Genomic DNA, 20,710 nt, shown 5'->3' with positions numbered 1-20,710 from the left:
GCCCGGTGCTCAGCACGGTCTGGGCCCATCGACGCCGCCCCCAGCAAGGAGATCCGGTGACCGCCTCCATCATCGACGACGCCCGTTTCGGGCCCTTCCACAGGAAGATGTTCCTCCTCACCGCCGGCGGGCAGTTCCTCGACGGTTACCTGCTCAGCATCGTCGGTGTGGTCGTTCTCGGGATGAGCGAAGACCTCGGGATCTCCGCGAGCGACGAAGGTCTGATCGGCGCCGCTGCGCTCGTCGGCCTGTTCGCCGGCGGTCTGGTCTTCGGACGCGTGACCGACCGCATCGGCCGTCAACTGCTGTTCACACTCCACTTCGTCGTGATCGCCGCCGCATCGATCGCATCGATGTTCGTCAACGATCCGACGCTGCTGGGCATCCTGCGGTTCGTCATCGGAGTCGCGTTGGGTGCCGACTACGCCATCGGCAGTGCCCTGCTGTCGGAATGGCTCCCCCGAGCTCAGCGCGGCCGCGTCATGGGAATGTTGATCACCGCGTGGTTCGTGGGCGCCGCAACCGCTTACGTCGTCGGATACGCCTTCGTCACCCTCATCGATTCCGGTGCGTGGCGGTGGGCGCTGGGCAGCGCCGCGGTCCCGGCGGTCGTGTTCATCATCGCCCGCATCGGGACCCCCGAGTCCCCTCGCTGGCTCATCAGCCGGGGCCGCGTCGACGAAGCACGCGAGGTGCTCAGGCGCGTCTACGGCGAGGAGGCCACCACCCCCGAAGCGATCGAGTCGCTCCAGGTCGACGAGACGGCCCACGGTCTGGGCTTCGCCGAGGTTTTCCGCGGCGGCTACCTCAGGCGCACCGCTTTCGTCGGCCTGTTCTGGCTGCTGCAGATCGTTCCCCTGTTCGCGATCTACACGTTCGGCCCCACGATCCTCAACGCGTTCGGCATGTCGAGCACCAACGACTCGATCATCGGTTCAGCGTTGATCAGCGTGCTGTTCGTCATCGGTTGCCTGCCCGCGTTGCGCCTCATCGACACACTCGGGCGGCGGCTGCTCATCATCTGGTCGTTCGCGCTCATGACCATCCCGCTGGCGATTCTGGGCCTGATGCCCACAGCGCCCGTCGCCGTCGTGATCGCCTGCTTCTGCGCCTACGCGTTCTTCTCCGGCGGCCCCAACATCCTCGAATTCATCTACCCCACAGAACTTTTCCCCACCGAGGTGCGTGCCACCGCGGTCGGAATCGGCACCGCGGTCAGCCGCATCGGCGCCGCCATCGGGACCTACCTGCTGCCCATCGGCCTGGACCTCATCGGGGTCGGCGCAACCATGCTGATCATGGCGGCGATCACGCTTCTGGGGTTCGCGATCTGCGTCGCGCTGGCGCCGGAGACCAGGGGGCGCCGACTGGCCGATGCCAGCGCGACCAGTCCGGTCGGTGCGACCGCAGAGTCCCAGGCCATGGGTGACCGTACGGGAGTCAGCCACGACCCGTCGGCAGTGGACCGTTGATGCGGCCGACCAGCGCGTCCTGGAGCGTTCTGACCGCCGTGGCCACCGACTCGCGCTGCCCGAGCGAGTAGTCTTCGTTCTCAATGGACAGTGGTCCGTCGTAGCCCGCCTCCTGAAGCGCGGTGGCGAACCGGGACCAGAAGGCAACACCGTCGGGGTGGCCGGTACCGACGGCGACGAAGTTCCAGGCCCGGTCGGCGACCTGTTCGTTGGGCAGGGTTTCCAGCCGGGACCGGACGGCGGCGCTTTCCTCGATGCGGGTGTCTTTGGCGTGGACGTGGTGGATTGCGCCGTCCAGTGCCTGGATGGCGGCGATCGGATCGGCACCCATCCAGAGCAGGTGGCTTGGGTCGAAGTTCGCCCCGACCGTGTCGCCGACCGCCTCGCGCAGTTTCAGCAGGCCCGGCACGCTGTCGACGAGTTGGTTGGCGTACATCTCGACCGCGATCCTCACTCCGCGCCGCTGGGCTTCGGCGGCCAGGTCGCCCCAGTAGTCGACGGCGACGGTCCACTGCTGTTCCAGCAGGCGAAGGTTTTCCGGTGGCCACACCGTGGTGATCCACGCGGGGAAGCTGCCTCCGGGCGCGGCGGGCAGACCGGGTCGTGGCGTCAAGAGATTGCTTGGATCGATCTACACTGGTGGTCGAGCACCTGAGCTTCTACCCGGTCACAGCTTCATGCCCGGAGGTCTCATGCCCCCCAGAAAGGCGGCTGCGCGCTCACCGGAGAACGGCACCGAGCGGCGACCCACGTTGCTGGATGTCGCCCGACGCGCGGGCGTCTCGCGCGCCACGGCGTCACTGGTCATCCGTGACGCGCCGGGGCCGAGCGCGCAATCCCGCGAACGGGTGCGGGCAGCCGCCGCCGAACTCGGCTACCGCCCTGACGTCACCGCACAGCTGCTCCGACGTCGGCAGAGTCAGTTGATCGGCGTGGTGTTCAGTGCGCAGGACCCGTTCCACGCCGACCTGATCGAGCACATCTACGCCGCCGCCGAGGACGTCGGCTACGACGTCGTGCTCAGCGCGGTCGTTGCGACTCGCGACGAGCGCCGTGCCTTCGAAGCACTCGTCGCATCCCGCTGCGCCGCGGTCGTCGCACTCGGTGTGCGCGAGGACTGCAGGACCGACCACGACAGCCAGCTCCCGGTCGTGGAGATCGGCCGCCCGTCGAACGAAACGTCGTTCGACGCCGTGCACACCGCCGACGAGGAGGGCACCCACCTCGCGGTGGAGCACCTTGTCTCGCTGGGCCACCAGGACATCGTCCACATCGACGGCGGCGACCAGCCAGGGGCCGTCGAGAGGCGAGCGGGGTATGTGGATGCGATGCGCAGCCACGGGCTCCAGCACCAAGCTCGCGTGCTGCCCGGCGACTACACCGAGCTGTCCGGCATCGCCGCCGCACGCACCCTGCTCGAGGACAACGAGCTTCCGACTGCCGTCATCGCAGGCAACGACCAATGTGCCGTCGGTTTGCTCGACGAGCTGCGGCGCTCCGGTATCGATGTGCCTGGCCAGATCTCGATCGTGGGATACGACGACAGCCGACTCGCGAGACTGGCACACGTCAACCTCACCACCGTGCGCCAGGATGCCGAGCAGCTGGCCCGGCTGGCCGTCCAGACAGCCCTCGATCGCCTCGACAACGGCCTCGACAGCCAACCGCGGGTCTGTCGGCTCGCCCCGCATCTCGTCGTCCGCAGTACGACCGGCCCGGCTCGCCGGCGGACGCACTGAGGCAGCTTCTGACTCTGCCGGGAGGTGCCGCGGCGAGCACGGACATGGCACGTTCCTTCCCGGATGAGCTAGGCGTACTCGCGGCGGAACTCGGCCTCGAGCTCTTCGAGCGACGTGCCCCGGGTCTCGGGCAGTGCACGAGCGCTGAACCAGACAGCGCCAACGCCCAGCACCGCGAAGTCGAAGAAGGTGTTGGCAATGCCCAACGCCGCAACGTTCGTTGCGGCAGACGATGCCGCCCTACCGCAGCGGAACGCCTTCTCCTGACAACCAGAACGAGGGTTTAGATCGATCTAAACATCGCTTAAGTTGCGTCCCGATGTGACGCATGTCAACTACGTCGCTGCGGCGACTCAGCGCGGCAGGTCGCGGTCCACCGCCGCCTGCACATCGATGCGCCGCGCGACGTCGAGGAAGGCGCGCGCCAGGATCGGCTCCGGGTCGCGGTCGTGCACGACGAGTCCGACCGCCCGGGTCTCCTCGGGTTCGACGAGGGGCACGGCGCGCATGCCCGACGGGATCCCGAACCGATGCAACCAGGACTGCGGCAGCACGGTCGCCCACGGCCCGTCCCGCACGTGCGCGTACAGGGCCGTGATCGAGTCGGTCTCCACGGTCGGCGTGGGTTTCGCCCCGGCCCGCGCGAAAACGGCATCCAGGATCCGGCGGTTCTGCATGTCGTCGGTGAGCAGGCACAGCGGCAGCTCCGCGGCCTCCCGCCAGGTCGCCGAGCCGCGGTCGGCGAACCCGTCGCCGACGAGCAGCAGGTACCGCTCCCGGTAGAGCTCCCATGTGCGCACCCCGGTCAGCGGCTCGTTGTCCAGGTAGGTCACCCCGACGTCCAGTTCGTACTGGGACAGTCCCCGCTGGATCTGCACCGAGGTCATCGACCGCACCGAGAACCGGACCCGAGGCTGCTCCGCCGACATCGCCCCGGTCAGCAGGGGCAGCACGCTCAGGGCGGTGGGGACGCTGCCGATCCGCAGCCGCCCGCTGAGCCCTTCCCGCATCGCGCCCACGTCCTCGACCAGGGCGTCGCGCTCGGCCAGGATCCGGTAGGCCCACCGGAGAATCCGCTCCCCCTCCGGCGTGAACCCCAGAAACCGGTTGCCGCGCCGGATGATCGGCACGTGGAACTCGCTTTCGAGCTTCCTGATCGCGGCGGACAGCGCAGGCTGCGAGATGTGGCACGCCCGGGCCGCCCGGGCGAAGTGCCGCTCCCGCGCCAACGCCGTCAGGTACTCCAGTCGCCGGATCATCATGGCGGCATCATAACCGGCGTTCCCGCAGGTCAGACGTAGTCCGGCGGGCAGGCCGACGCTACCTCGACACCGGTACCGTGGGTGGCGGGTTCCCAACCGGGGTCGATCATTTTCACGGGATGGGGGCGAGAGCGATGGGCGCGGCTCGTCGAACGCGCGGTGCGGTGCTGGCAGCGGTGCTGGCTGCCGGTCTCGTGTTGCCGCAGTGCACCACCGCCCCAGCCCCGCCGCCTGCCCGTGGGACCGTCCACCCGGTCACCGCAGCGGAGCTCGGCGCGAGCTGGCGGCCGGGCTGCCCGGTGGCTCCCGAGCAGCTGCGCCGGGTCGAGGTGCCGTACCTCGGGTTCGACGGCCGGACGCACCGCGGCGAGCTCGTCGTGCACGCCGACCGGGTCGCGCAGGTTGTCTCGGTCTTCGCCGAGCTGGAGCGGCTGCGCTACCCGATCGAGAAGATGCGCACGGTCGACCACTACCCCGCCGCGGACGACGAGTTGTCCATGCGGGACAACAACACCTCGGCGTTCAACTGCCGGGACATCCCCGGCACCGGCCACTGGTCCCAGCACGCCTACGGCCGGGCGGTCGACGTCAACCCGCTGATCAACCCCTACCTGGACGACACCGGGGTGGTCCAGCCGGGGAACGCGGCACCCTACCTGGACCGCAGCCGCGCCGACCCGGGGCTGCTGCACGACGGCGACCCCGCGGTGCGCACGTTCGTCGACCGTGGCTGGCAGTGGGGCGGCCACTGGCACGACCCGATCGACTACCAGCACTTCGAACTGCCCTGACGGCCGCGGCCGCGAAGGGCTCAGGCGGCGGTCCCGCCCACCGCGACCCCGCACAGATGGTCGCGGGCCTCCTCCGGGGTCAGGCACCGCAGCCCCAGCGCCCGGACCTCGGCCAGGAGCACGCCCTGCCGCGGTGTGCACAAGCCGTCGAGGACGTCCTCGTCGACCCGGGCAGTCGGCGGCGCCCGTCTGCGGGCCCCACCTGTGTTGGCACCAGGAAAGCACGCGCGTGCGGCTACCGCCGGGCGCGGTCGGACACCGGCCACACGTACGGCAGGTCGTCCGGCACGCCGTCGAAGAACACCGTGTAGTGGGCGCGGTCCTTGCGGAGCAGGGCGGACTGGTGGCTCCGGTGGAAGGCGGGATCACCGAGCCACGGCGGCAGCTCGCCCCGGGCGGCCAGGTCCCGCTGCGAGCGCACGTGCGCGACGCCGGTGGCGGCCTCGAGGTCCCGGCGGAGCGTCGCCGCGCAGGTGTCGCGGCGACCGGTGCCGACCCACACGCCGCAGATGGCGAGGCCGTAGCAGGCGAGCGCTTCTTCGTACCCGGCCCACATCGCCGTGACCGGGTGGTGCCGCCAGCCGTGCCCGGGCACCGTCAGCGCGCGGAGGATCTGCAGCGCCTCCACCCGCTGCTTGCCGAGGCGCCGGCTGTCGAGCACCCGGGCCGTCTCGGCGAAGCCCGGGTAGGGCAGGAACGTCTGCATCGACCCGTCCCCCGCGGTGAACCAGCGGAACCCCACGCTACGTCCGCGGCGCGAGGCCCGGCAAGCGAACCTGCTGGTGCACCGTCGACCGAGGTGGCGCGCATCCGCAGCGTCCTGGGCCGACCGGGGTCCGCTGACGGCCGCGGCGGGGGGCAGCCGGAACGCGGTCCCCGGGGGAACCGCGGACCGCGACCTCAGCGGCGGAGTTCCTTGGTGATCCGCTCGAGCATGTACTTCGAGGACTCCACGGCCCGGTCCTCCCAGGCGAACACGCACGCGGTGGCGATGCCGTCGAAACCCATCTCCCGCAGGGTGCCGAAGAAGGCGTCCCAGTCCACCTCACCCTGGCCGATGTCGAGGTGCTGGTGGATGCGAGCCGGGGTGCCCGGCGGGTTCAGGATGTAGCGCAGCCCGGACGACGCCTTGTGGTTGAACGTGTCCGCGATGTGCACGTGGGCCAGCTTGTCCCCGGCGTAGCGCAGCATCGCGGGGATGTCCGCCCCGGTGTCGTCGCCGGACAGGTGGAAGGTGTGCGGCGCGCAGTACAGATAGTTCACCCACGGCTTGTTGATCGCCCGCACCAGGTCCACCGCGGGCGTGTTGACCTCGCAGAAGTCGTCCGGGTGGGCCTCCAGGTTCAGCGCGATGCCCTCGCGCTCGAACACCGGCAGCAGTTCCTCCATCGACCGCCAGAAGGCCGCCTCGCTCTCGGCGGGGCGCTCGGGGCGGCCGTTGAACTCCGAGTTCATCTGCTGGCAGCCCAGTTCCGCGGTCACCTCGATCATGCGCTTCCAGTAGCGCACCGCGGCTTGGCGTTCGGTCTCGTCCGGACCCGACCAGCGGTACAGCGGGAGCACGCTGGCCAGCTGGACACCGGTCTCGCGCAGCGCGCTCTTCAACTCCGCGACCCGGTCATCGTCGGCCCGGGGGTGGACGAAGAACGGCATGAAGTCGTCGCGCGGCGACAGTTCGATGTACTCGTAGCCGATGTCGGCGACGGTCCGCACCATGTCCCGGATGGACAGCATGCGGAACATGTACGGGTCGAGTGCGATCTTCATGATTCCCTCGAACTTCTCGAGTCCGCAGTGGACTCGTCGGTGCTGTGTGCGGCGCCCGGGCTCGTCACGAGTAACGGGCGCGCAGTTCGGATTCCAGGCTTTCCAGGGACCGGCCGCGGGTCTCGGGCACGAACCTCGCGACGAAGGCGATGGCAACGACGCCGACGACCACGAAGACGCCGAACGTGGCGGCGATGCCGAGCTCGGCCACCAGCACCGGGAACGTCAGTCCCACGGCGAAGTTGGTGGCCCACAACGTGAGGCTGGCGATGCCGAAGGCGAACCCCCGCATCTTCAGCGGGAAGATCTCCGCGAGCATCAACCAGGTCACCGGCGAGGTGGCACCCTGCTGGAACGCCAGGAACGTCACGGTCAGCGCGAGCACGAGCAGCGCTCGGGTGGTGCCCTCCGGCACGACCAGCGACACGACCGCGACCAGCAGCAGCGCGGTGACCGTGCCCGCCTGCCCGACCAGCAGCATCGGCCGCCGGTTCACCCGCCCCAGCAGGTAGATGCCGACGAAGGTGGCCAGCACCGAGATCACGCCGTTGGCGATGTTGGCGACGAGGGCGCCGTTGGCGGAGAGCCCGGAGCTCTGCAGGATCTGGGTGCCGTAGTACATGATCGTGTTCACGCCGCTGAGCTGCTGCACGACGGCGATGCCGATGCCGACCAGCACGAGCCGGCGAATCCACGGCACCGCCAGGTCCGACCAGCCGCCGGTCTGCGCCTTCTCGTCCTCCTCGGCCAGCCGCTGCACGTCGGCCAGTTCGGCCTCGGCGCGCTGCGCGGAGCGGACCTGCCGGAGCACGTCGAGCGCCTCGCCGAGGCGGCCCCGCGACGCCAGCCAGCGCGGGCTTTCGGGCATGACCAGCATGCCGAACCACAGCACCACGGCGGGCAGCGACGCGACGACCAGCATGTAGCGCCACACGTGGGCGGACTCGCCCAGCAGACCGGCGATTGCGGCGTTGAAGGTGAACGCGAGCAGCTGACCGGTGACGATCATCAGTTCGTTCTGCGTGACCAGCCGGCCGCGGCGCTCGGCGGGTGACACCTCGGCCAGGTACGTCGGCACGGTCACCGACGCACCGCCGACGGCCAGTCCGAGCACGAACCGGGCCGCCACCATGAATGCCGCGTCCGGCGCGAACGTGCAGGCCAGCGTGCCCGCCAGGAAGATCCCCGCGAGCGCGAGGATGGTGCGCCGTCGGCCGCGGGCGTCGGCCAGCCGGCCGCCGGTGAATGCGCCGATGGCGGCGCCGAACAGCAGGGAGCTGGTGACCAGCCCCTCGGTGAGCGGCGTGAGCCCGAGGTCGGACTGCATGTAGGGCAGCGCGCCGTTGATCACGCCGGTGTCGTAGCCGAACAGCAGACCACCGAAGGTGGCGACGAGGGTGATGGTCCTCAGGCGGCGTGCGTGGGGGCCTCGGGCGTCGTGCGCTGCCGCGTGCGGGGAAGGCACGTCGGTGTGCGCTGTGGACATGGATCGGTCTCCTCCGTCGGAGCTTCCGGCGTCACCGGATCGTGGGCCGTTTGCTGCCGCTCAGCCCGCACCCGGCAAGGTACTCGCGGGTACGCACGGCAATGGGCAACGGCACATCCGGCGCACACGGATACAGATCCTGCTCAACGATCACGAACAACTCCGCATCCAACGACGACAACGCCGCAACAACCTCAGCCGGATCCGGCACCCCCGCCGGCGGCTCCACACACACCCCCCGCCTGACCGCCTCACCGAACGACAACCCCTCAGCCGCCACCTGCGCAAGCACATCCGGATCCATCTGCTTGATGTGCACATAACCAATACGCCCGGCATACCGGCGAATCAGATCAAGATTGTCACCACCACCATAGGCAACATGCCCGGTATCCAGACACAAATTCACAAACCGGGAATCCGTGGCATCCAAAAACCGCTCGATCTCCGGCTGGGTCTGAATATGACTGTCCGCATGCGGATGCACACACAACCGCACGTCAAACTCCTCCAACAACATCCTGCCCAGCTCATCAGCCGCCCGACCCAGCACCGCCCACTGCTCGGCGGACAACTCCGGCGACTCCGTGTAACCACCGGTCTTCTCATCCCGGAACATCGGCGGAATGAACACCAGATGATGCGCACCCACCGCCGCCGTCAACTCCGCGACCCTGCGCGTGCTCGCCACCACCTCCTCCCACAGATCCGGCCGGTGCAACGCACCGAACGTCGTCCCCCCCGACACCTGCAGACCCCGCGCACCAACCTCCTCAGCCAGCCGCCTGGGATCGGTCGGCAAAAACCCGTACGGCCCCAGCTCCAACCACCGGTACCCGGCCTGCACCAACTCGTCAAGGAACTGCGTGAACCCCACCTGGTGCTCATCCTCGGCAAACCACACGCCCCACGAATCAGGCGCGGAACCCAGACACAGATTGCCCGCCACAACACGAGCAGCGGACTGGGACGACGCTGTCATGGACCCTCCTCGGTCGGTGGGCGACGGTGCCCACCGCAGTTTTTGATCTTGAGGCCGATCATCGGCGCTGGTGACTCAGCCTGGCGCGCGCTACTAGCGCGCTCTAGTTCCCGGTACTATGGTGCCGACCACAGCAGTATGTCAAGACTTTCTGTCAAACATCGGCATAGGCGGGGTGGTGCAGGATCACGGGAGTGATCGACGAATCCGCTCGGGGTAACGGCCGGCGCAGACCGACGATGGCGGACGTGGCACGCCGCGCCGGGGTGTCGCGGGCGCTGGTGTCACTCGTCTTCCGGGACCAGCCGGGCGCCAGCGAGCGCACCCGCCAGCGCGTGCTGCGCGTCGCCGACCAGCTCGGGTACCGCCCCGACACCGCGGCGCGCATGCTGGCGAGTCGCCACAGCCGCACCCTCGGCGTGATGCTGACCGTGCACCAACCGTTCCAGGCCGACCTGGTGGAGGCCATCTACCCCGAGGCCGAACGGCTCGGGTACGAGGTGCTGCTGTCGGCCACCGCGCCGTCCCGCGACGAGCGCAAGGCCGTGGAGTCGCTGCTCAGCCACCGCTGCGAGGCCCTCATCCTGCTCGGTCCCCGCGGCGGCAGCCACCAGCTCGACGAGCTCGGGCAGCGGGCGGTCGTCGCCGTCGTCGGCCGCCGAGCGACCGGGGCGCGGGTGGACAGCGTCCACACCGCCGAGGACGAGGGTGTCCGGCAGGCCGTCGACTACCTCGCCGAGCTCGGCCACCGCCGGATCGTCCACATCGACGGCGGCGACGGACCGGGCGCACCCGAGCGGCGCGACGCCTACCTCACGGCCATGCGCGCCCGCGGGCTGGCCGCCGAAGCACGGGTGATCCCCGGCGCCCACACCGAGGACGCCGGGGTGAAGGCGGGCCGGTCCCTGCTCGGCGAACGACAGCTGCCCACCGCGGTGCTGGCCGGCAACGACCGCTGCGCGCTGGGTCTCATGCGCACGCTGGCGCAGGCGGGGCTCGACGTGCCGCGGGACGTCTCCGTCGTCGGCTACGACGACAGCCATGTCTCGCACCTGGCGCACGTCGACCTGACCACGATCCGCCAGGACGTGGACCGCATGGCCGAGCAGGCCGTTCGCCTGGCCGTCGCGCGGCTGGAGGACTCCGCGCTGCCACCGCGGGAGGTGGTGCTCGAGCCGAAGCTCGTGGTGCGCGGCACCACCGGTCCACCGGCGGACTGAGCGGGGCTGGCCGCTCAGCCGACCACGTCCGCGTCGGCGACTGTCATCGCCATCGTCCCGATGGAACTGGTGCACAGCGCCGTCTTGGGCAGGCCGAGGGAGGCGAGTTCCCTCGCGACCGGGTGGTCGCCGAGGCGCAGCAGCGCCCCACCCGGCCGGGACCGCACGCGCTGCGCCCTGAGCTTCCAGGGGATTCGGCGCAGCACCCCGTCCTGGTGGGTGTAGGCGTCCAGGGAAACCAGCTCGCTGCGGCTGGGCACCGGGATGCCGGGCTTGACGAGCAGCCCGGCGACCAGGCGACCGTCCTGGCGGATCACGCAGCTCTTCGTGCGCCCGCCCAGGCGCAGGTCGATGTCGGCCATCTCCTTGGGGAAGCCCCAGATGGTCCGGCCGGCCGCCAACGTGAAGGTCTGGTCGACCGGGAGCCAGTGGATGAAGGCGCCGCTCCCCCGCCGCACCGGGTCGCGAACGAGGAAGGCCACCGCGAACTCGTGGTAGGACCCCAGGTCGCCGTCGCGGTAGTGGACGAACGCCAGTGCGCAGACCGCGGTGCCGCGCACCGGTTCGACGGGGTCAAGCCCGGCATGGGAGAGCACCGAGCGCGCCCGGCGTGCGGGAACGGTGAACATCGCCGCGCACGCGCTGGCATCCCGGATGCGCACCGGCATGGTCACGCGCTCGCCCTGAATCAGGTGACTCACCACACACCAAGTAGAACGCGTTCATCCACCGCAGTCCAGCCGCGCGCGCCATGCGAGCATCCGGTCGGCAAAGCCGTACTCCAGAACACGTTATTGGAACGCCGCGTTTCCGCGCCGGCACCTGTTCCGGGCCGCCGCGCGGCCCGCGTCCACAGCGGACTCCGTGGTCAGCCGCGCTGAGGGTGCTTGCCCGGGATGCCGCGGCGGAACGACATCGTCATGCGCCACATCCGGACCTCGCGGACCAGCCCGGGCAGTTCCCGCACGAACAGCGCGAGCAGTCCGGCGGTGAGCAGCACAGCCTGCGCGATCAGCACCTTCCTGGCCATCCGCTCCCCTCCTCTCGTCGTGGTCTCAGCCCGGCGGGATGTTCGGCATGGCCCGCCGGACCGGGTTGTGGTGCTTCCAGTGGATCCCGGTGGAGCGGCGCGCGTCGGCCGTGCCGTCCGCGCGATGCCCCGCCTGCCGCCGGGACGCCCCGTGGTTGCCCTGGTGCAGGCCGCGGACGTGACCGGGGGTGTCCGGTTTCACGTCCGCGCGGCCGACTCGGATTCCGCCCATCTTCCCTCCTCGGGTCCCTCACCTGGGATCGGCAGCCAGTTCGGCGAAGAAACCTTCGATCGCGGGCCACACCGCCGACCCGCCGGACAGTCCCCGCCACTCGCGACGCAGCACCGCGACGAGCCGGTAGCACACGTCGACCGGGACGATCCAGTGCTCCTGGTGCCCGCGCGCGGTGTTGACCAGCAGCGCCTCCACCTCCGGTGCCATGTGGTCGAGCTCGGGCCGCTGGTCGGCGACCTGCCGCCATGCCGGCGCGGCCACCTCCCACACCGCCACCCCGGCCGGGCCGGGGTAGTGGGCGAGTGCGGTGCCGTCCGCCCGCACCACGAAGAAGGCGAGCCCGACCGGGATACCGAGGGACGCCGTGGGCACCGGGGCCAGGCGGTGCCGACGCCGCGGCACGAGCCGGTAGTGCCCGGCCGCGTCGCGATCGAACAGCACCGCGCAGGCCCGGCACGCGCACATCAGCTCACGGCGGTCGACGTCGACCAGATGCCGGTGCTCGGCCACGAGCGGCTCGCGGCACAGGTCGCAACGCTCCTCCGCGGCGCGTCGGCCCGTTCCGTGACGGATCAGGCGGTGCAGGGCTCCCGTGCTCACCCCGGCCTCCGCGCCCGGCTCAGGACCGCGTCGACGGAGATCACCGAGGCACCCTGCTCCGCCGCGACGACATCGACGTCGGTGAGCTCGGGCGCCACCGCCCGCACCGCCTCGGCCACCGCCTGCGCCACCTCGTCGGGCGGCGACGAGCAACCGCACCCGCCGGACAGGCGAATCCGCGCCACCGAGCCGTCGACATCGACCAGCTCGACCTGGACGCCTCGCCGACGGGCGTGCGGCCGGACATCGTCGAGCGCCCGCCGCACCCGCTCCCCCACCGGGTCGGGGTGCAGGTCGTGCAGCACCAGCAGGTGGTTCAGCAGTTCGTCGTCGGTCACGGTTCGCGGCGACGACCTCGCGTCGAGGCGGACCAGCCGGGCCAGCGCCTCGCCGTAGACCTCGACCAGCTCCCGCACGGCCTCCAGCGCCGCGTCGGACGTCGGCCCCGGGGCCTGCTCGACGACCTCCAGCAGTGCGTCGACGCGCGCCAGGCGCGCCCGAACCGCCTCGTCGTCCAGCCCGCCCCGGTCAGCCATGCGCCCCTCCGAACGTCGGCGAGTGCACCTTCCGCAGCTCGCGTCCGCCGCCGAGATACATGTGCACCCCGCAGGGCAGGCACGGGTCGAAGCTGCGCACGGTCCGCATGATGTCGATACCCCGGAAGTCGTCCGGTCCGTTCTCCTCGAAGATCGGCGTGTCCGCCACGGCGTCCTCGTAGGGGCCCGGCACGCCGAAGCTGTCGCGGGGGCTGGCGTTCCACGGCGTCGGCGGGTACGGGTGGTAGTTGGCGATCTTCTTGTCCCGGATGACCACGTGGTGTGACAGCACCCCGCGCACCGCCTCGTGGAACCCGCAGCCGATCGCCTCGTCCGGGACCTCGAAGTCGGTGAAGATCCGCATGTCACCGGCCCGCACCTGCTCCATCGCCTGCTCGGTGAAGTGCAGCGCCATCGCCGCGGCGTAGGCCACGAAGTACGCCCGGGCCCGGTCGCGTTCGATCGCGTTGGACAGTGGCTTGCCCTCCTTGTCGTGGGGGATCCGCCACTCCAGGGTCATCTCGGGCAGTTGGTCGCTGCGCGGCAGCGAGATCTGCACGCTGCCGCCGGTCGCCTTGACGTAGGGCGTGTCCACCAGGCCGTTGAGGGCCGTCGACCACAGGCGGGCCAGCGGGCCGCCGCCGGTGTCCAGCGCCAGGTGGTTGCGGCCGTCGAACCAGCGCGGGCTCATCACCCAGCTGTAGTTGCCGTCGAAGTCGCGTTTCTGCGGCACCGGCACGGTGGTCTGGTTCCATGGGTGGCGCATGTCGACCGGGTTACCGAGCGGGTCGTGCGTGACGAACGGTTCCTCGTTCACCCAGTCCTCGTAGAACGAGCTGCCGAGCAGGATGCGGATGCCGAGGTTGATGTCCACCAGGTCGTTGGTGACCAGTTCGCCGTCCACGATGATGCCGGGGCTGACGAACATCGCCCGGCCCCAGTCGCGCATCGTCTCGTAGCGGTAGTCGCAGACGTCATAGTTCTGCCACGCGCCCCAGCAGCCCAGCAGGACGCGGCGGCGGCCGACCTCCTCGTAGCCGGGCAGCGCCTCGTAGAAGAAGTCGAACACGTCGTCGTTGAGGGCGACGGCCTTCTTGACGAAGTCCAGGACCCGGATCAGGCGGGTGAGGTAGTCGGTGAACGTGGTGGGTTCCGGCATCGTGCCCACCCCGCCCGGGTACAGTGTGGACGGATGCACGTGCCTGCCCTCCATCAGGCAGAACATCTCGCGGGTGACCCGACTGACCTGCAGCGCCTCCTTGTAGATCTCGCCCTCGAAGGGGTTGAAGGCCCGCATGATGTCGGCGATCGTGCGGTAGCCGTGGATGCGGGCGTTGGGCGCCTCGGCGGTCTCCGCGCGCCGCAGCAGGGCGGGGTTGGTCTCCTTGACGATGGCCTCGCAGAAGTCGACGAAGACCATGTTGTCCTGGAAGATCGTGTGGTCGAACATGTACTCGGCGGCCTCGCCGAGGTTGACGATCGTCTCCGCCAGCGGCGGCGGTTTGGCCCCGTAGGCCATCTGCTGGGCGTAGTTCGAGCACGCGGTGTGGTTGTCGCCGCAGATGCCGCAGATGCGGCTGGTGATGAACCCGGCGTCACGGGGGTCCTTGCCCTTCATGAACACCGAGTAGCCGCGGAACAGCGACGAGGTGCTGTGGCACTCGGCGACCCGGCCACCGGCGAAGTCGATCTTGGTGTAGACGCCGAGGTTGCCGATGATCCGGGTGATCGGATCCCAGTTCATCTCGACGAGCTTGCCCTGCTCCTGCTTGACCGCCTCGGCCATGGGTCACCGCCCTACTCTCGTCGTCCGGTGGTGGGTGCGCCAGCGGGGGTTGTAGCCGCTGGTCAGCACGGGTCTGTTGTGGTGCCACTTCGGTTCCCGGTTGGCCACCGCGTTGGTGATGCCGCGCAACCGGCGGATGACGGCGCCGTAGGGCTTGTTGAGCACCGTCGACAGGCTGCCGCCGGTGGGCTCGTCCATGAACGGCATGAACATGTCCGGGAATCCCGGCATGGTGCAGCCGATGCAGATGCCGCCGACGTTCGGGCAGCCGCCCACGCCGGACATCCAGCCCCGTTTGGGGACGTTGCAGTTGACGACCGGGCCCCAGCAGCCCACCTTCACCTGGCACTTGGGCGAGTTGTAGTCCTTGGCGTAGTCCGCCTGCTCGTAGTAGGCGGCCCGGTCGCAGCCCTCGTGCACGGTCTTGCCGAACAACCACTGCGGCCGCAGCTTCTCGTCCAGCGGCGGCGGTGGTGCCGAGCCCGCCGCGTGGTACAGCAGCCAGGTCAGGGTTTCCATGAAGTTCTCCGGCTGGACCGGGCATCCCGGGATGTTGATGATCGGCAGGCCGCCCTGGGACGTGAACTCCCAGCCCAGGTAGTCGGCCAGCCCCATGCAGCCGGTGGGATTGCCCGCCATGGCGTGGATTCCGCCGTAGGTGGCGCAGGTGCCCGCGGCGACCACGGCCCACGCCCGGGGCGCGAGCTGGTCGATCCACCAGTTCAGCGTCAGGGGTTGGCCGGTTTCCGGGTCGTTGCCCAGGGAGGTCCAGTAGCCGTCGCCGTCGATGATGTTCTGGTTCGGGATCGACCCCTCGATCACCAGCACGAACGGCCCCAGTTCACCGCGGGCGGCGGCGTGGAACGGCCGCAGGTAGTCCTCCCCGCCCGGGCTCGGCGAGAGCACCTTGTTGTGCAGGTTCACCTTCGGCAGGCCGGGGATGAGCCCGAGCACGACGTCCTCGATGGCAGGTTGCCCGGAGGCGGTGACCGCCACGGTGTCACCGTCGCAGCTCATGCCCTCGGAGATCCACAGGATGTCGATCTCGTCGAAGCCGCCGCGCTGCTCGGCCCGGCCTGGTTCCTCCGGAGAGGTGCGCGGTGCGCTGTCGGTCGTCATGTCGTGGGCCTCCTCCGCAGTCGTTCGGTGCTCACGCCGGCGGGCGGCGCAGCGAGCGCAACGTGCCGTGCAGCCGCGAGAGCACCTCTGGCGGCATGGTGTCGACGCGGTCCAGGATCTCGGCGGCCCGCGGATCAGTGGCGCGAGCCTCGCGTTTCTCCTCGTCGGTCAGGGTGAGCGTCCGCAGCGACAGCAGCTCGTCGATCTCGGCCGCCTCGTGCAGGTCTCCCGGGCTTTCCGGGGCGACCTCCGGGTGGTCGGGCAGCAGGATCGGCGAGGACAGCACCAGGTCCCGGGATGCGCCGACGAGCACCGGGAAGGTGTGGATGTTGCGGCTGCGTTCGGCGTGTCCCACCGCCGGTTCGGGCGGGTCCATCATGGACAGGAACGCCAGGCCGGTGCCGCCGATCAGCACGTGGGTCGCGACGAGCGAGTGCCGCAGCGCCTCGGCGCGCGACGCCGCCCCGTCCACGTCGCCGGTGTTCTCGACGCGAACCCGCACGCGATGCAGGGCCGCGTCGACCCGGTGTACGTGCAGCACCAGCGACGCCGAGACCGGCGCGGATCGGCGCACGATCCGAATCCCGCGGCCGAGTTGTTCAATCCGGTCGCCACCGGGCAGGTGGATGTCGCGGACCAGGTCGGCCGCCAGCAGGTCGGACAACCGCGCCGCCACGTCGAACTCCTGCGGCAGTGCCTCGTCGACCGAGAGGTGGCCGACGCCGTCGACGTCCACCGAGTCCACCGGCAGGTACCGCCCGTCCAGCCGGCGTTCGACGTCCTTCGCCCGCACCCGCAGGAAGCGCAGCCGGACGCGGATCACCACGTCCCGCGCCGGTCGCCCGGCCTCGAACAGGCACTCGGTCTGCTGCTGCCACGACTCGACGGAGCCGGCCACCACCGGCTCCACCGGGCCCGACGCCTCGGCCCACCGCCGCGGCGCGACGACCCCGAACTGCCAGCGCATCCGGTTCTTCACCGCCGACCTGCGGTAGGGGTACAGCAGGTATCCCTCGTAGAGCACGGCGTCGGCCACCGCCCGCGCGCGCTCGAACCCCGTGCCGGTGCCACCGCCGGCTGCGCTCGTGCCGTTCGCTGTCCCGCTCAAGGGCCTTCCGCCTCCGCATCGCGTCGCGTTCGCAGGTGCGTTCGCCTGCCGGGATTCCGCCTGACGACCGACCTCGCCACATCGAGGTCCTGGTCCGGTTCTGTCACCATCCGCCACCGGATTCGCCGTCGGTGGCGTGAGATTCGTGCTGCGCGACGAGTCCACGCTACGGCGGGTGGCGTGGCGGCAAAAGTCGATCTGGTCGGGTGGAGTCCCGCCGGATGCGGTGCGGCGGGCGGGGCGTGAGACTGGCGCGGTGGACGAGTTGGTTCGGCGGCGGATCCGGGTCGAGGGCGTCGTGCAGGGCGTGGGTTTCCGGCCCTTCGTCCACTCCGTCGCGACCGGGCTGGGTTTGGGCGGGCACGTCGGCAACGACGCGCGCGGGGTGATCATCGAAGCCGAGGGCCCGGAGGGGGCGATCGCGGACCTGGTTCACGCGCTGCGCACCCGGTGCCCGCCGCTGGCGGTGGTCGAGGAGGTCACCGTCAGCGCGGTTCCCCCGCTCGGCGAACGCACCTTCCGGGTGGTCGACAGCGCGGACGGCGGCCCGCGCACCGTCTCGGTTCCCGCGGACGTGGCAACCTGCGAGGACTGCCTGCGTGAGATCTCCGACCCGGCGGACCGCCGCCACGGGTACGCCTTCACCAACTGCACCGGCTGCGGCCCGCGGTTCACGATCGTGCGCGACATCCCGTACGACCGGGGCAACACCACCATGGCGGACTTCCCGCTGTGCCCGGCCTGCGCGGCTGAGTACCACGATCCGGCGAACCGGCGGTTTCACGCCCAACCGGTGTGCTGCCCGGAGTGCGGGCCGCGGCTGCGGCTCGTCGACGCCGCGGGCAACCCACTGCCCGGCGATCCGGTCGACGGTGCGGCGGCCGCGCTCGCGCAGGGCGCGATCGTCGCGGTGAAGGGGCTCGGCGGGTTCCACCTCGCCGTGGACGCCACCGACGACGACGCCGCGTCCGCGCTGCGCAAACGCAAGAACCGCGAGGCCAAACCGTTCGCGGTGATGGTCGCCGACCTCGAACGGGCGCGGCAGCTGTGCTCGCTGGACGACGCCGAGGCAGCCCTGCTCACGTCGCGCCGCCGTCCGATCGTGTTGCTCGACCGGTTGCCGCACGCACCGGTCGCTCCGGCGGTCGCGCCCGGGAACACCCAGCTGGGGCTGCTGCTGCCGTACACGCCGGTGCACCACCTGCTGCTGCGCCGGTTCCCGAAGCCCATCGTGCTGACCAGCGGCAACGCCTCCGACGAACCCATCGCGCACCGGGACGACGATGCGCTGCAACGGCTTTCGTCGATCGCCGACGTTTTCCTCACCCACGACCGGCCGATCCACGCGCCCGCCGACGACTCCGTGGTCCGCGCGTTCCGCGGGAAGCAGCTGGTGCTGCGGCGATCGCGTGGGTACACACCGGAACCGGTGGTGCTGCCGTGGGAGTTCCCACGCCCGGTGCTGGCCTGCGGTGCGGAGCTGAAGAACACCTTCGCGCTCGCCGAGCGGCGAAAGGTGGTGCTCTCGCAGCACATCGGCGACCTCGAGGACTACCCCACGTTCCGGTCGTACGGTGGGGGCATCGAGCACTTCCGCGCGCTGCTCGGCATCGACCCGCAGGTGGTGGTGCACGACCTGCATCCGGAGTATCTGTCCACGAAGTACGCCGAGGAGCTGGACGACGTCGAGCTCCTGGGCGTCCAGCACCACCACGCGCACATCGCGTCCTGCCTGGCCGACAACGGCCACCCGGGGCCGGTGGTCGGCGTGGCGTTCGACGGACTGGGGTACGGACCGGACGGCACCCTGTGGGGCGGCGAGTTCCTGCTTGCCGACCTGGCCGGGTACCGGCGGGTCGGGCACCTCGAACCGGTGCCGCTGCCGGGTGGCGCGGCGGCCGTCCGGCAGCCGTGGCGGGTGGCGGTGTCCTACCTCGTGCGCGCCTACGGCAACGACGTCCCCGCCGGTCTGGCTCTGCTGCGCCGCCGAGACCGCTGGGCGCGGATCGCCGCCCTGACGCGGACTCCGCGCCACTCCCCGCTGAGTTCCAGCGCCGGCCGGTTGTTCGACGCGGTCGCCGCGCTCCTCGGGGTGCGCGACGTCAACGACTACGAGGGGCAGGCGGCTATTGAGCTGGAGCAGTTGGCCGATCCCACCGAGCGCGGGCGCTACGAGCTGCCGGTGTCCGGTGGCGACGTGCTGCGCCTGCGCGGGGCGGACCTGATCCGCGAGGTGGTCAACGACGTGCTCGCCGGTGCGGCGCCCTCGGCGGTGGCCGCGCGGTTCCACAACGCGGTCGGGCGGGCCATCGTGGAAGCGTGCGTGCGGGTGCGGGACAGCACCGGTGTTCGCACCGCCGCCCTGTCCGGCGGGGTGTTCCAGAACGCGTTGCTGCTGGACCGCACGACGGCGGCCCTGCGCGCCCGGGGTTTCCAGGTCCTGGTGCATTCCCGCGTGCCGCCCAACGACGGCGGCATCAGCCTGGGGCAGGCCGCGGTCGCCGGTGCGCTCGACCGCGGCCGGGAGAGCTAGCCGACCGGGGACCCCGACGCCGCCGGGGTGCGTTCGCGCAACCAGTCGTGCCAGCGGTCGAAACCCGTGCCGCTGAGCGCCGAGACGGGCAGCACCTCGACGCCGGGGCGGGTGCGGTCCACAGTGCCACGGAAGCGGTCCACGTCGAACCCGAGGTGCGGGAGCAGGTCGACCTTGTTCAGCAACACCAGGTCGGCGGCCCGGAACATGTGCGGGTACTTCAGCGGCTTGTCCTCGCCCTCGGTGACCGAGGCGATCACCACCCTGGCGTTCTCCCCCAGGTCGAACAGGGCCGGGCACACCAGGTTCCCCACGTTCTCGACGAACACCACGGAATTCCGCACGGGGTCGAGCGAACGCAGGGCCTCGGCCAGCATCGCGGCGTCCAGGTGGCACCCCGTTCCGGTGTTGATCTGCACGACGCGGCTGCCGAGCGCGCGCAGCCGGTCGGTGTCGAGCGACATTGCCTGGTCACCCTCGACCACGCCCAGCGGCACGTCGTCGAACGTCCGCGCGGTCCGCTCCAGCAGGGTCGTCTTGCCCGCGCCCGGTGAACTCATCAGGTTCACCGCGACGATCCCGCGTTCGCGCAACCACTCCCGGTTGCGCTCGGCGAGCTCGTCGTTGCGGGCCAGCACCCGCTGCTCGAGCTCGACGGTCCGGACCCGCCGGTCCTGCAGGGTTTCACCGCATCCGCACGTTCCGCACACCTAGACCACCTCCACCGACTTGACCAACACCTGCTCCCCCGCCACCACGGCGACATCGGTGCTGCCGCACCGACAGCGGGCGAGCAGGTCGTCGATTGCGAACTCAGCGCCACACGACCGGCACTTCCCGCGCCCGGCGGGTTCGGCGATGGCCAGCTCGGCGCCCTCCAGCGGGGTTCCCCGCGCCACCAGGTCGAAGCAGAAACGCACCGCGTGCGGCACCACCCCGGACAGCACGCCGACCTCCAGGTGCACGCGCCGGACCGGGGCCTCGCCGGTGGCGGACACGACCGCGTCGACGATGCACTGCGTGATGCCGAGTTCGTGCACCGCG

General features: G+C 70.5%; 23 protein-coding genes. 5 read left to right on the top strand and 18 right to left on the bottom strand.

What is annotated here, in order from left to right:
• Positions 1-56: 56 nt before the first annotated feature.
• A complete protein-coding gene (locus tag IEY17_RS12550; protein ID WP_229680080.1) occupies positions 57-1,472 on the top strand; it encodes an MFS transporter in 1,416 nt (471 codons plus the stop codon).
• Here the strand turns inward: IEY17_RS12550 and IEY17_RS12545 are convergent.
• Positions 1,441-2,085 carry a sugar phosphate isomerase/epimerase family protein gene (locus tag IEY17_RS12545; protein WP_229680079.1) on the bottom strand — a complete coding sequence of 215 codons (645 nt, stop codon included), beginning with the start codon at positions 2,083-2,085 and terminating at the stop codon, positions 1,441-1,443. The two genes, IEY17_RS12550 and IEY17_RS12545, sit on opposite strands and share 32 nt — an antisense overlap.
• A gap of 79 nt (positions 2,086-2,164) precedes the next feature.
• Here IEY17_RS12545 and IEY17_RS12540 point away from each other — a divergent pair, with 79 nt between their 5' ends.
• Positions 2,165-3,211 carry a LacI family DNA-binding transcriptional regulator gene (locus IEY17_RS12540; RefSeq protein WP_188987515.1) on the top strand — a complete coding sequence of 349 codons (1,047 nt, stop codon included), beginning with the start codon at positions 2,165-2,167 and terminating at the stop codon, positions 3,209-3,211.
• Positions 3,212-3,279: 68 nt separating this feature from the next.
• On the opposite strand, the gene IEY17_RS12535 is transcribed toward IEY17_RS12540, so the two are convergent.
• Both IEY17_RS12535 and IEY17_RS12530 read right to left on the bottom strand, forming a co-directional pair.
• The gene (locus IEY17_RS12535) at positions 3,280-3,417 is read right to left on the bottom strand and encodes a hypothetical protein (protein WP_188987514.1); all 138 of its coding nucleotides are present in this window, start codon (positions 3,415-3,417) and stop codon (positions 3,280-3,282) included.
• 147 nt (positions 3,418-3,564) lie between these two features.
• Entirely contained in the window at positions 3,565-4,473 is a 909-nt protein-coding gene (locus IEY17_RS12530; protein ID WP_188987513.1) for a LysR family transcriptional regulator, read from the bottom strand.
• A gap of 119 nt (positions 4,474-4,592) precedes the next feature.
• Between IEY17_RS12530 and IEY17_RS12525 the strand changes: the two genes are divergently transcribed.
• Entirely contained in the window at positions 4,593-5,264 is a 672-nt protein-coding gene (locus tag IEY17_RS12525; protein ID WP_188987512.1) for a M15 family metallopeptidase, read from the top strand.
• Positions 5,265-5,284: 20 nt separating this feature from the next.
• On the opposite strand, the gene IEY17_RS25805 is transcribed toward IEY17_RS12525, so the two are convergent.
• From IEY17_RS25805 to IEY17_RS12505, 5 genes are all read right to left on the bottom strand, one after another.
• On the bottom strand, positions 5,285-5,407 hold the full coding sequence (locus IEY17_RS25805; protein ID WP_268240336.1) for a hypothetical protein: 123 nt from the start codon (positions 5,405-5,407) through the stop codon (positions 5,285-5,287).
• 92 nt (positions 5,408-5,499) lie between these two features.
• The gene (locus IEY17_RS12520) at positions 5,500-5,970 is read right to left on the bottom strand and encodes an MSMEG_6728 family protein (protein ID WP_188987511.1); all 471 of its coding nucleotides are present in this window, start codon (positions 5,968-5,970) and stop codon (positions 5,500-5,502) included.
• 194 nt (positions 5,971-6,164) lie between these two features.
• A complete protein-coding gene (locus IEY17_RS12515) occupies positions 6,165-7,031 on the bottom strand; it encodes a sugar phosphate isomerase/epimerase family protein (protein WP_188987510.1) in 867 nt (288 codons plus the stop codon).
• A 64-nt stretch (positions 7,032-7,095) separates the two neighbouring features.
• On the bottom strand, positions 7,096-8,517 hold the full coding sequence (locus tag IEY17_RS12510; RefSeq protein WP_188987509.1) for a sugar porter family MFS transporter: 1,422 nt from the start codon (positions 8,515-8,517) through the stop codon (positions 7,096-7,098).
• Positions 8,518-8,548: 31 nt separating this feature from the next.
• The gene (locus tag IEY17_RS12505) at positions 8,549-9,499 is read right to left on the bottom strand and encodes a TIM barrel protein (protein WP_188987508.1); all 951 of its coding nucleotides are present in this window, start codon (positions 9,497-9,499) and stop codon (positions 8,549-8,551) included.
• A 239-nt stretch (positions 9,500-9,738) separates the two neighbouring features.
• On the opposite strand from IEY17_RS12505, the gene IEY17_RS12500 reads away from it, so the two are divergent.
• Complete coding sequence (locus IEY17_RS12500; RefSeq protein WP_188987507.1) at positions 9,739-10,719, top strand: LacI family DNA-binding transcriptional regulator; 981 nt, start codon at positions 9,739-9,741, stop codon at positions 10,717-10,719.
• A 14-nt stretch (positions 10,720-10,733) separates the two neighbouring features.
• Here the strand turns inward: IEY17_RS12500 and IEY17_RS12495 are convergent, their stop codons facing one another.
• From IEY17_RS12495 to IEY17_RS12460, 8 genes are all read right to left on the bottom strand, one after another.
• Complete coding sequence (locus tag IEY17_RS12495) at positions 10,734-11,420, bottom strand: acetoacetate decarboxylase family protein (RefSeq protein WP_229680078.1); 687 nt, start codon at positions 11,418-11,420, stop codon at positions 10,734-10,736.
• A 167-nt stretch (positions 11,421-11,587) separates the two neighbouring features.
• Positions 11,588-11,749, bottom strand: a complete 162-nt coding sequence (locus IEY17_RS12490; RefSeq protein WP_188987505.1) for a hypothetical protein — start codon at positions 11,747-11,749, stop codon at positions 11,588-11,590.
• A 25-nt stretch (positions 11,750-11,774) separates the two neighbouring features.
• Positions 11,775-11,981: a hypothetical protein gene (locus IEY17_RS12485; protein WP_188987504.1), complete on the bottom strand. Its 207-nt coding sequence runs from the start codon at positions 11,979-11,981 to the stop codon at positions 11,775-11,777.
• Positions 11,982-11,999: 18 nt separating this feature from the next.
• Complete coding sequence (locus IEY17_RS12480) at positions 12,000-12,584, bottom strand: DUF5947 family protein (RefSeq protein WP_188987503.1); 585 nt, start codon at positions 12,582-12,584, stop codon at positions 12,000-12,002.
• Positions 12,581-13,120 (bottom strand): NifU family protein, encoded by a 540-nt coding sequence (locus tag IEY17_RS12475; RefSeq protein WP_188987502.1) that lies wholly within the window; start codon positions 13,118-13,120, stop codon positions 12,581-12,583. The genes IEY17_RS12480 and IEY17_RS12475 overlap by 4 nt, the downstream gene beginning before the upstream one ends.
• Positions 13,113-14,906 (bottom strand): nickel-dependent hydrogenase large subunit, encoded by a 1,794-nt coding sequence (locus IEY17_RS12470; RefSeq protein WP_188987501.1) that lies wholly within the window; start codon positions 14,904-14,906, stop codon positions 13,113-13,115. The genes IEY17_RS12475 and IEY17_RS12470 overlap by 8 nt, the downstream gene beginning before the upstream one ends.
• A gap of 3 nt (positions 14,907-14,909) precedes the next feature.
• Positions 14,910-15,923, bottom strand: a complete 1,014-nt coding sequence (locus IEY17_RS12465) for an NADH-quinone oxidoreductase subunit B family protein (protein ID WP_229680089.1) — start codon at positions 15,921-15,923, stop codon at positions 14,910-14,912.
• Positions 15,924-16,056: 133 nt separating this feature from the next.
• Positions 16,057-17,133 (bottom strand): hypothetical protein, encoded by a 1,077-nt coding sequence (locus IEY17_RS12460; RefSeq protein WP_188987499.1) that lies wholly within the window; start codon positions 17,131-17,133, stop codon positions 16,057-16,059.
• Between the two features lie 256 nt (positions 17,134-17,389).
• On the opposite strand from IEY17_RS12460, the gene hypF reads away from it, so the two are divergent.
• Positions 17,390-19,666: a carbamoyltransferase HypF gene (hypF, locus tag IEY17_RS12455; RefSeq protein ID WP_188987498.1), complete on the top strand. Its 2,277-nt coding sequence runs from the start codon at positions 17,390-17,392 to the stop codon at positions 19,664-19,666.
• Here the strand turns inward: hypF and hypB are convergent.
• Together hypB and IEY17_RS12445 are read right to left on the bottom strand one after the other, a co-directional pair.
• Positions 19,663-20,376, bottom strand: a complete 714-nt coding sequence (hypB, locus tag IEY17_RS12450; RefSeq protein ID WP_188987497.1) for a hydrogenase nickel incorporation protein HypB — start codon at positions 20,374-20,376, stop codon at positions 19,663-19,665. The two genes, hypF and hypB, sit on opposite strands and share 4 nt — an antisense overlap.
• Positions 20,377-20,706, bottom strand: coding sequence for a hydrogenase maturation nickel metallochaperone HypA/HybF (locus IEY17_RS12445; RefSeq protein ID WP_188987496.1), 330 nt, complete (start codon positions 20,704-20,706; stop codon positions 20,377-20,379). It lies immediately after the preceding gene.
• Between the last annotated feature and the right edge of the window lie 4 nt (positions 20,707-20,710).

The sequence above is a fragment of the Saccharopolyspora thermophila genome, from assembly GCF_014646075.1.
Taxonomy (GTDB): domain Bacteria; phylum Actinomycetota; class Actinomycetes; order Mycobacteriales; family Pseudonocardiaceae; genus Saccharopolyspora; species Saccharopolyspora thermophila.
Note: the sequence above shows the minus strand (reverse complement) of the source record. Positions and strands in the feature narration are given on the sequence as shown.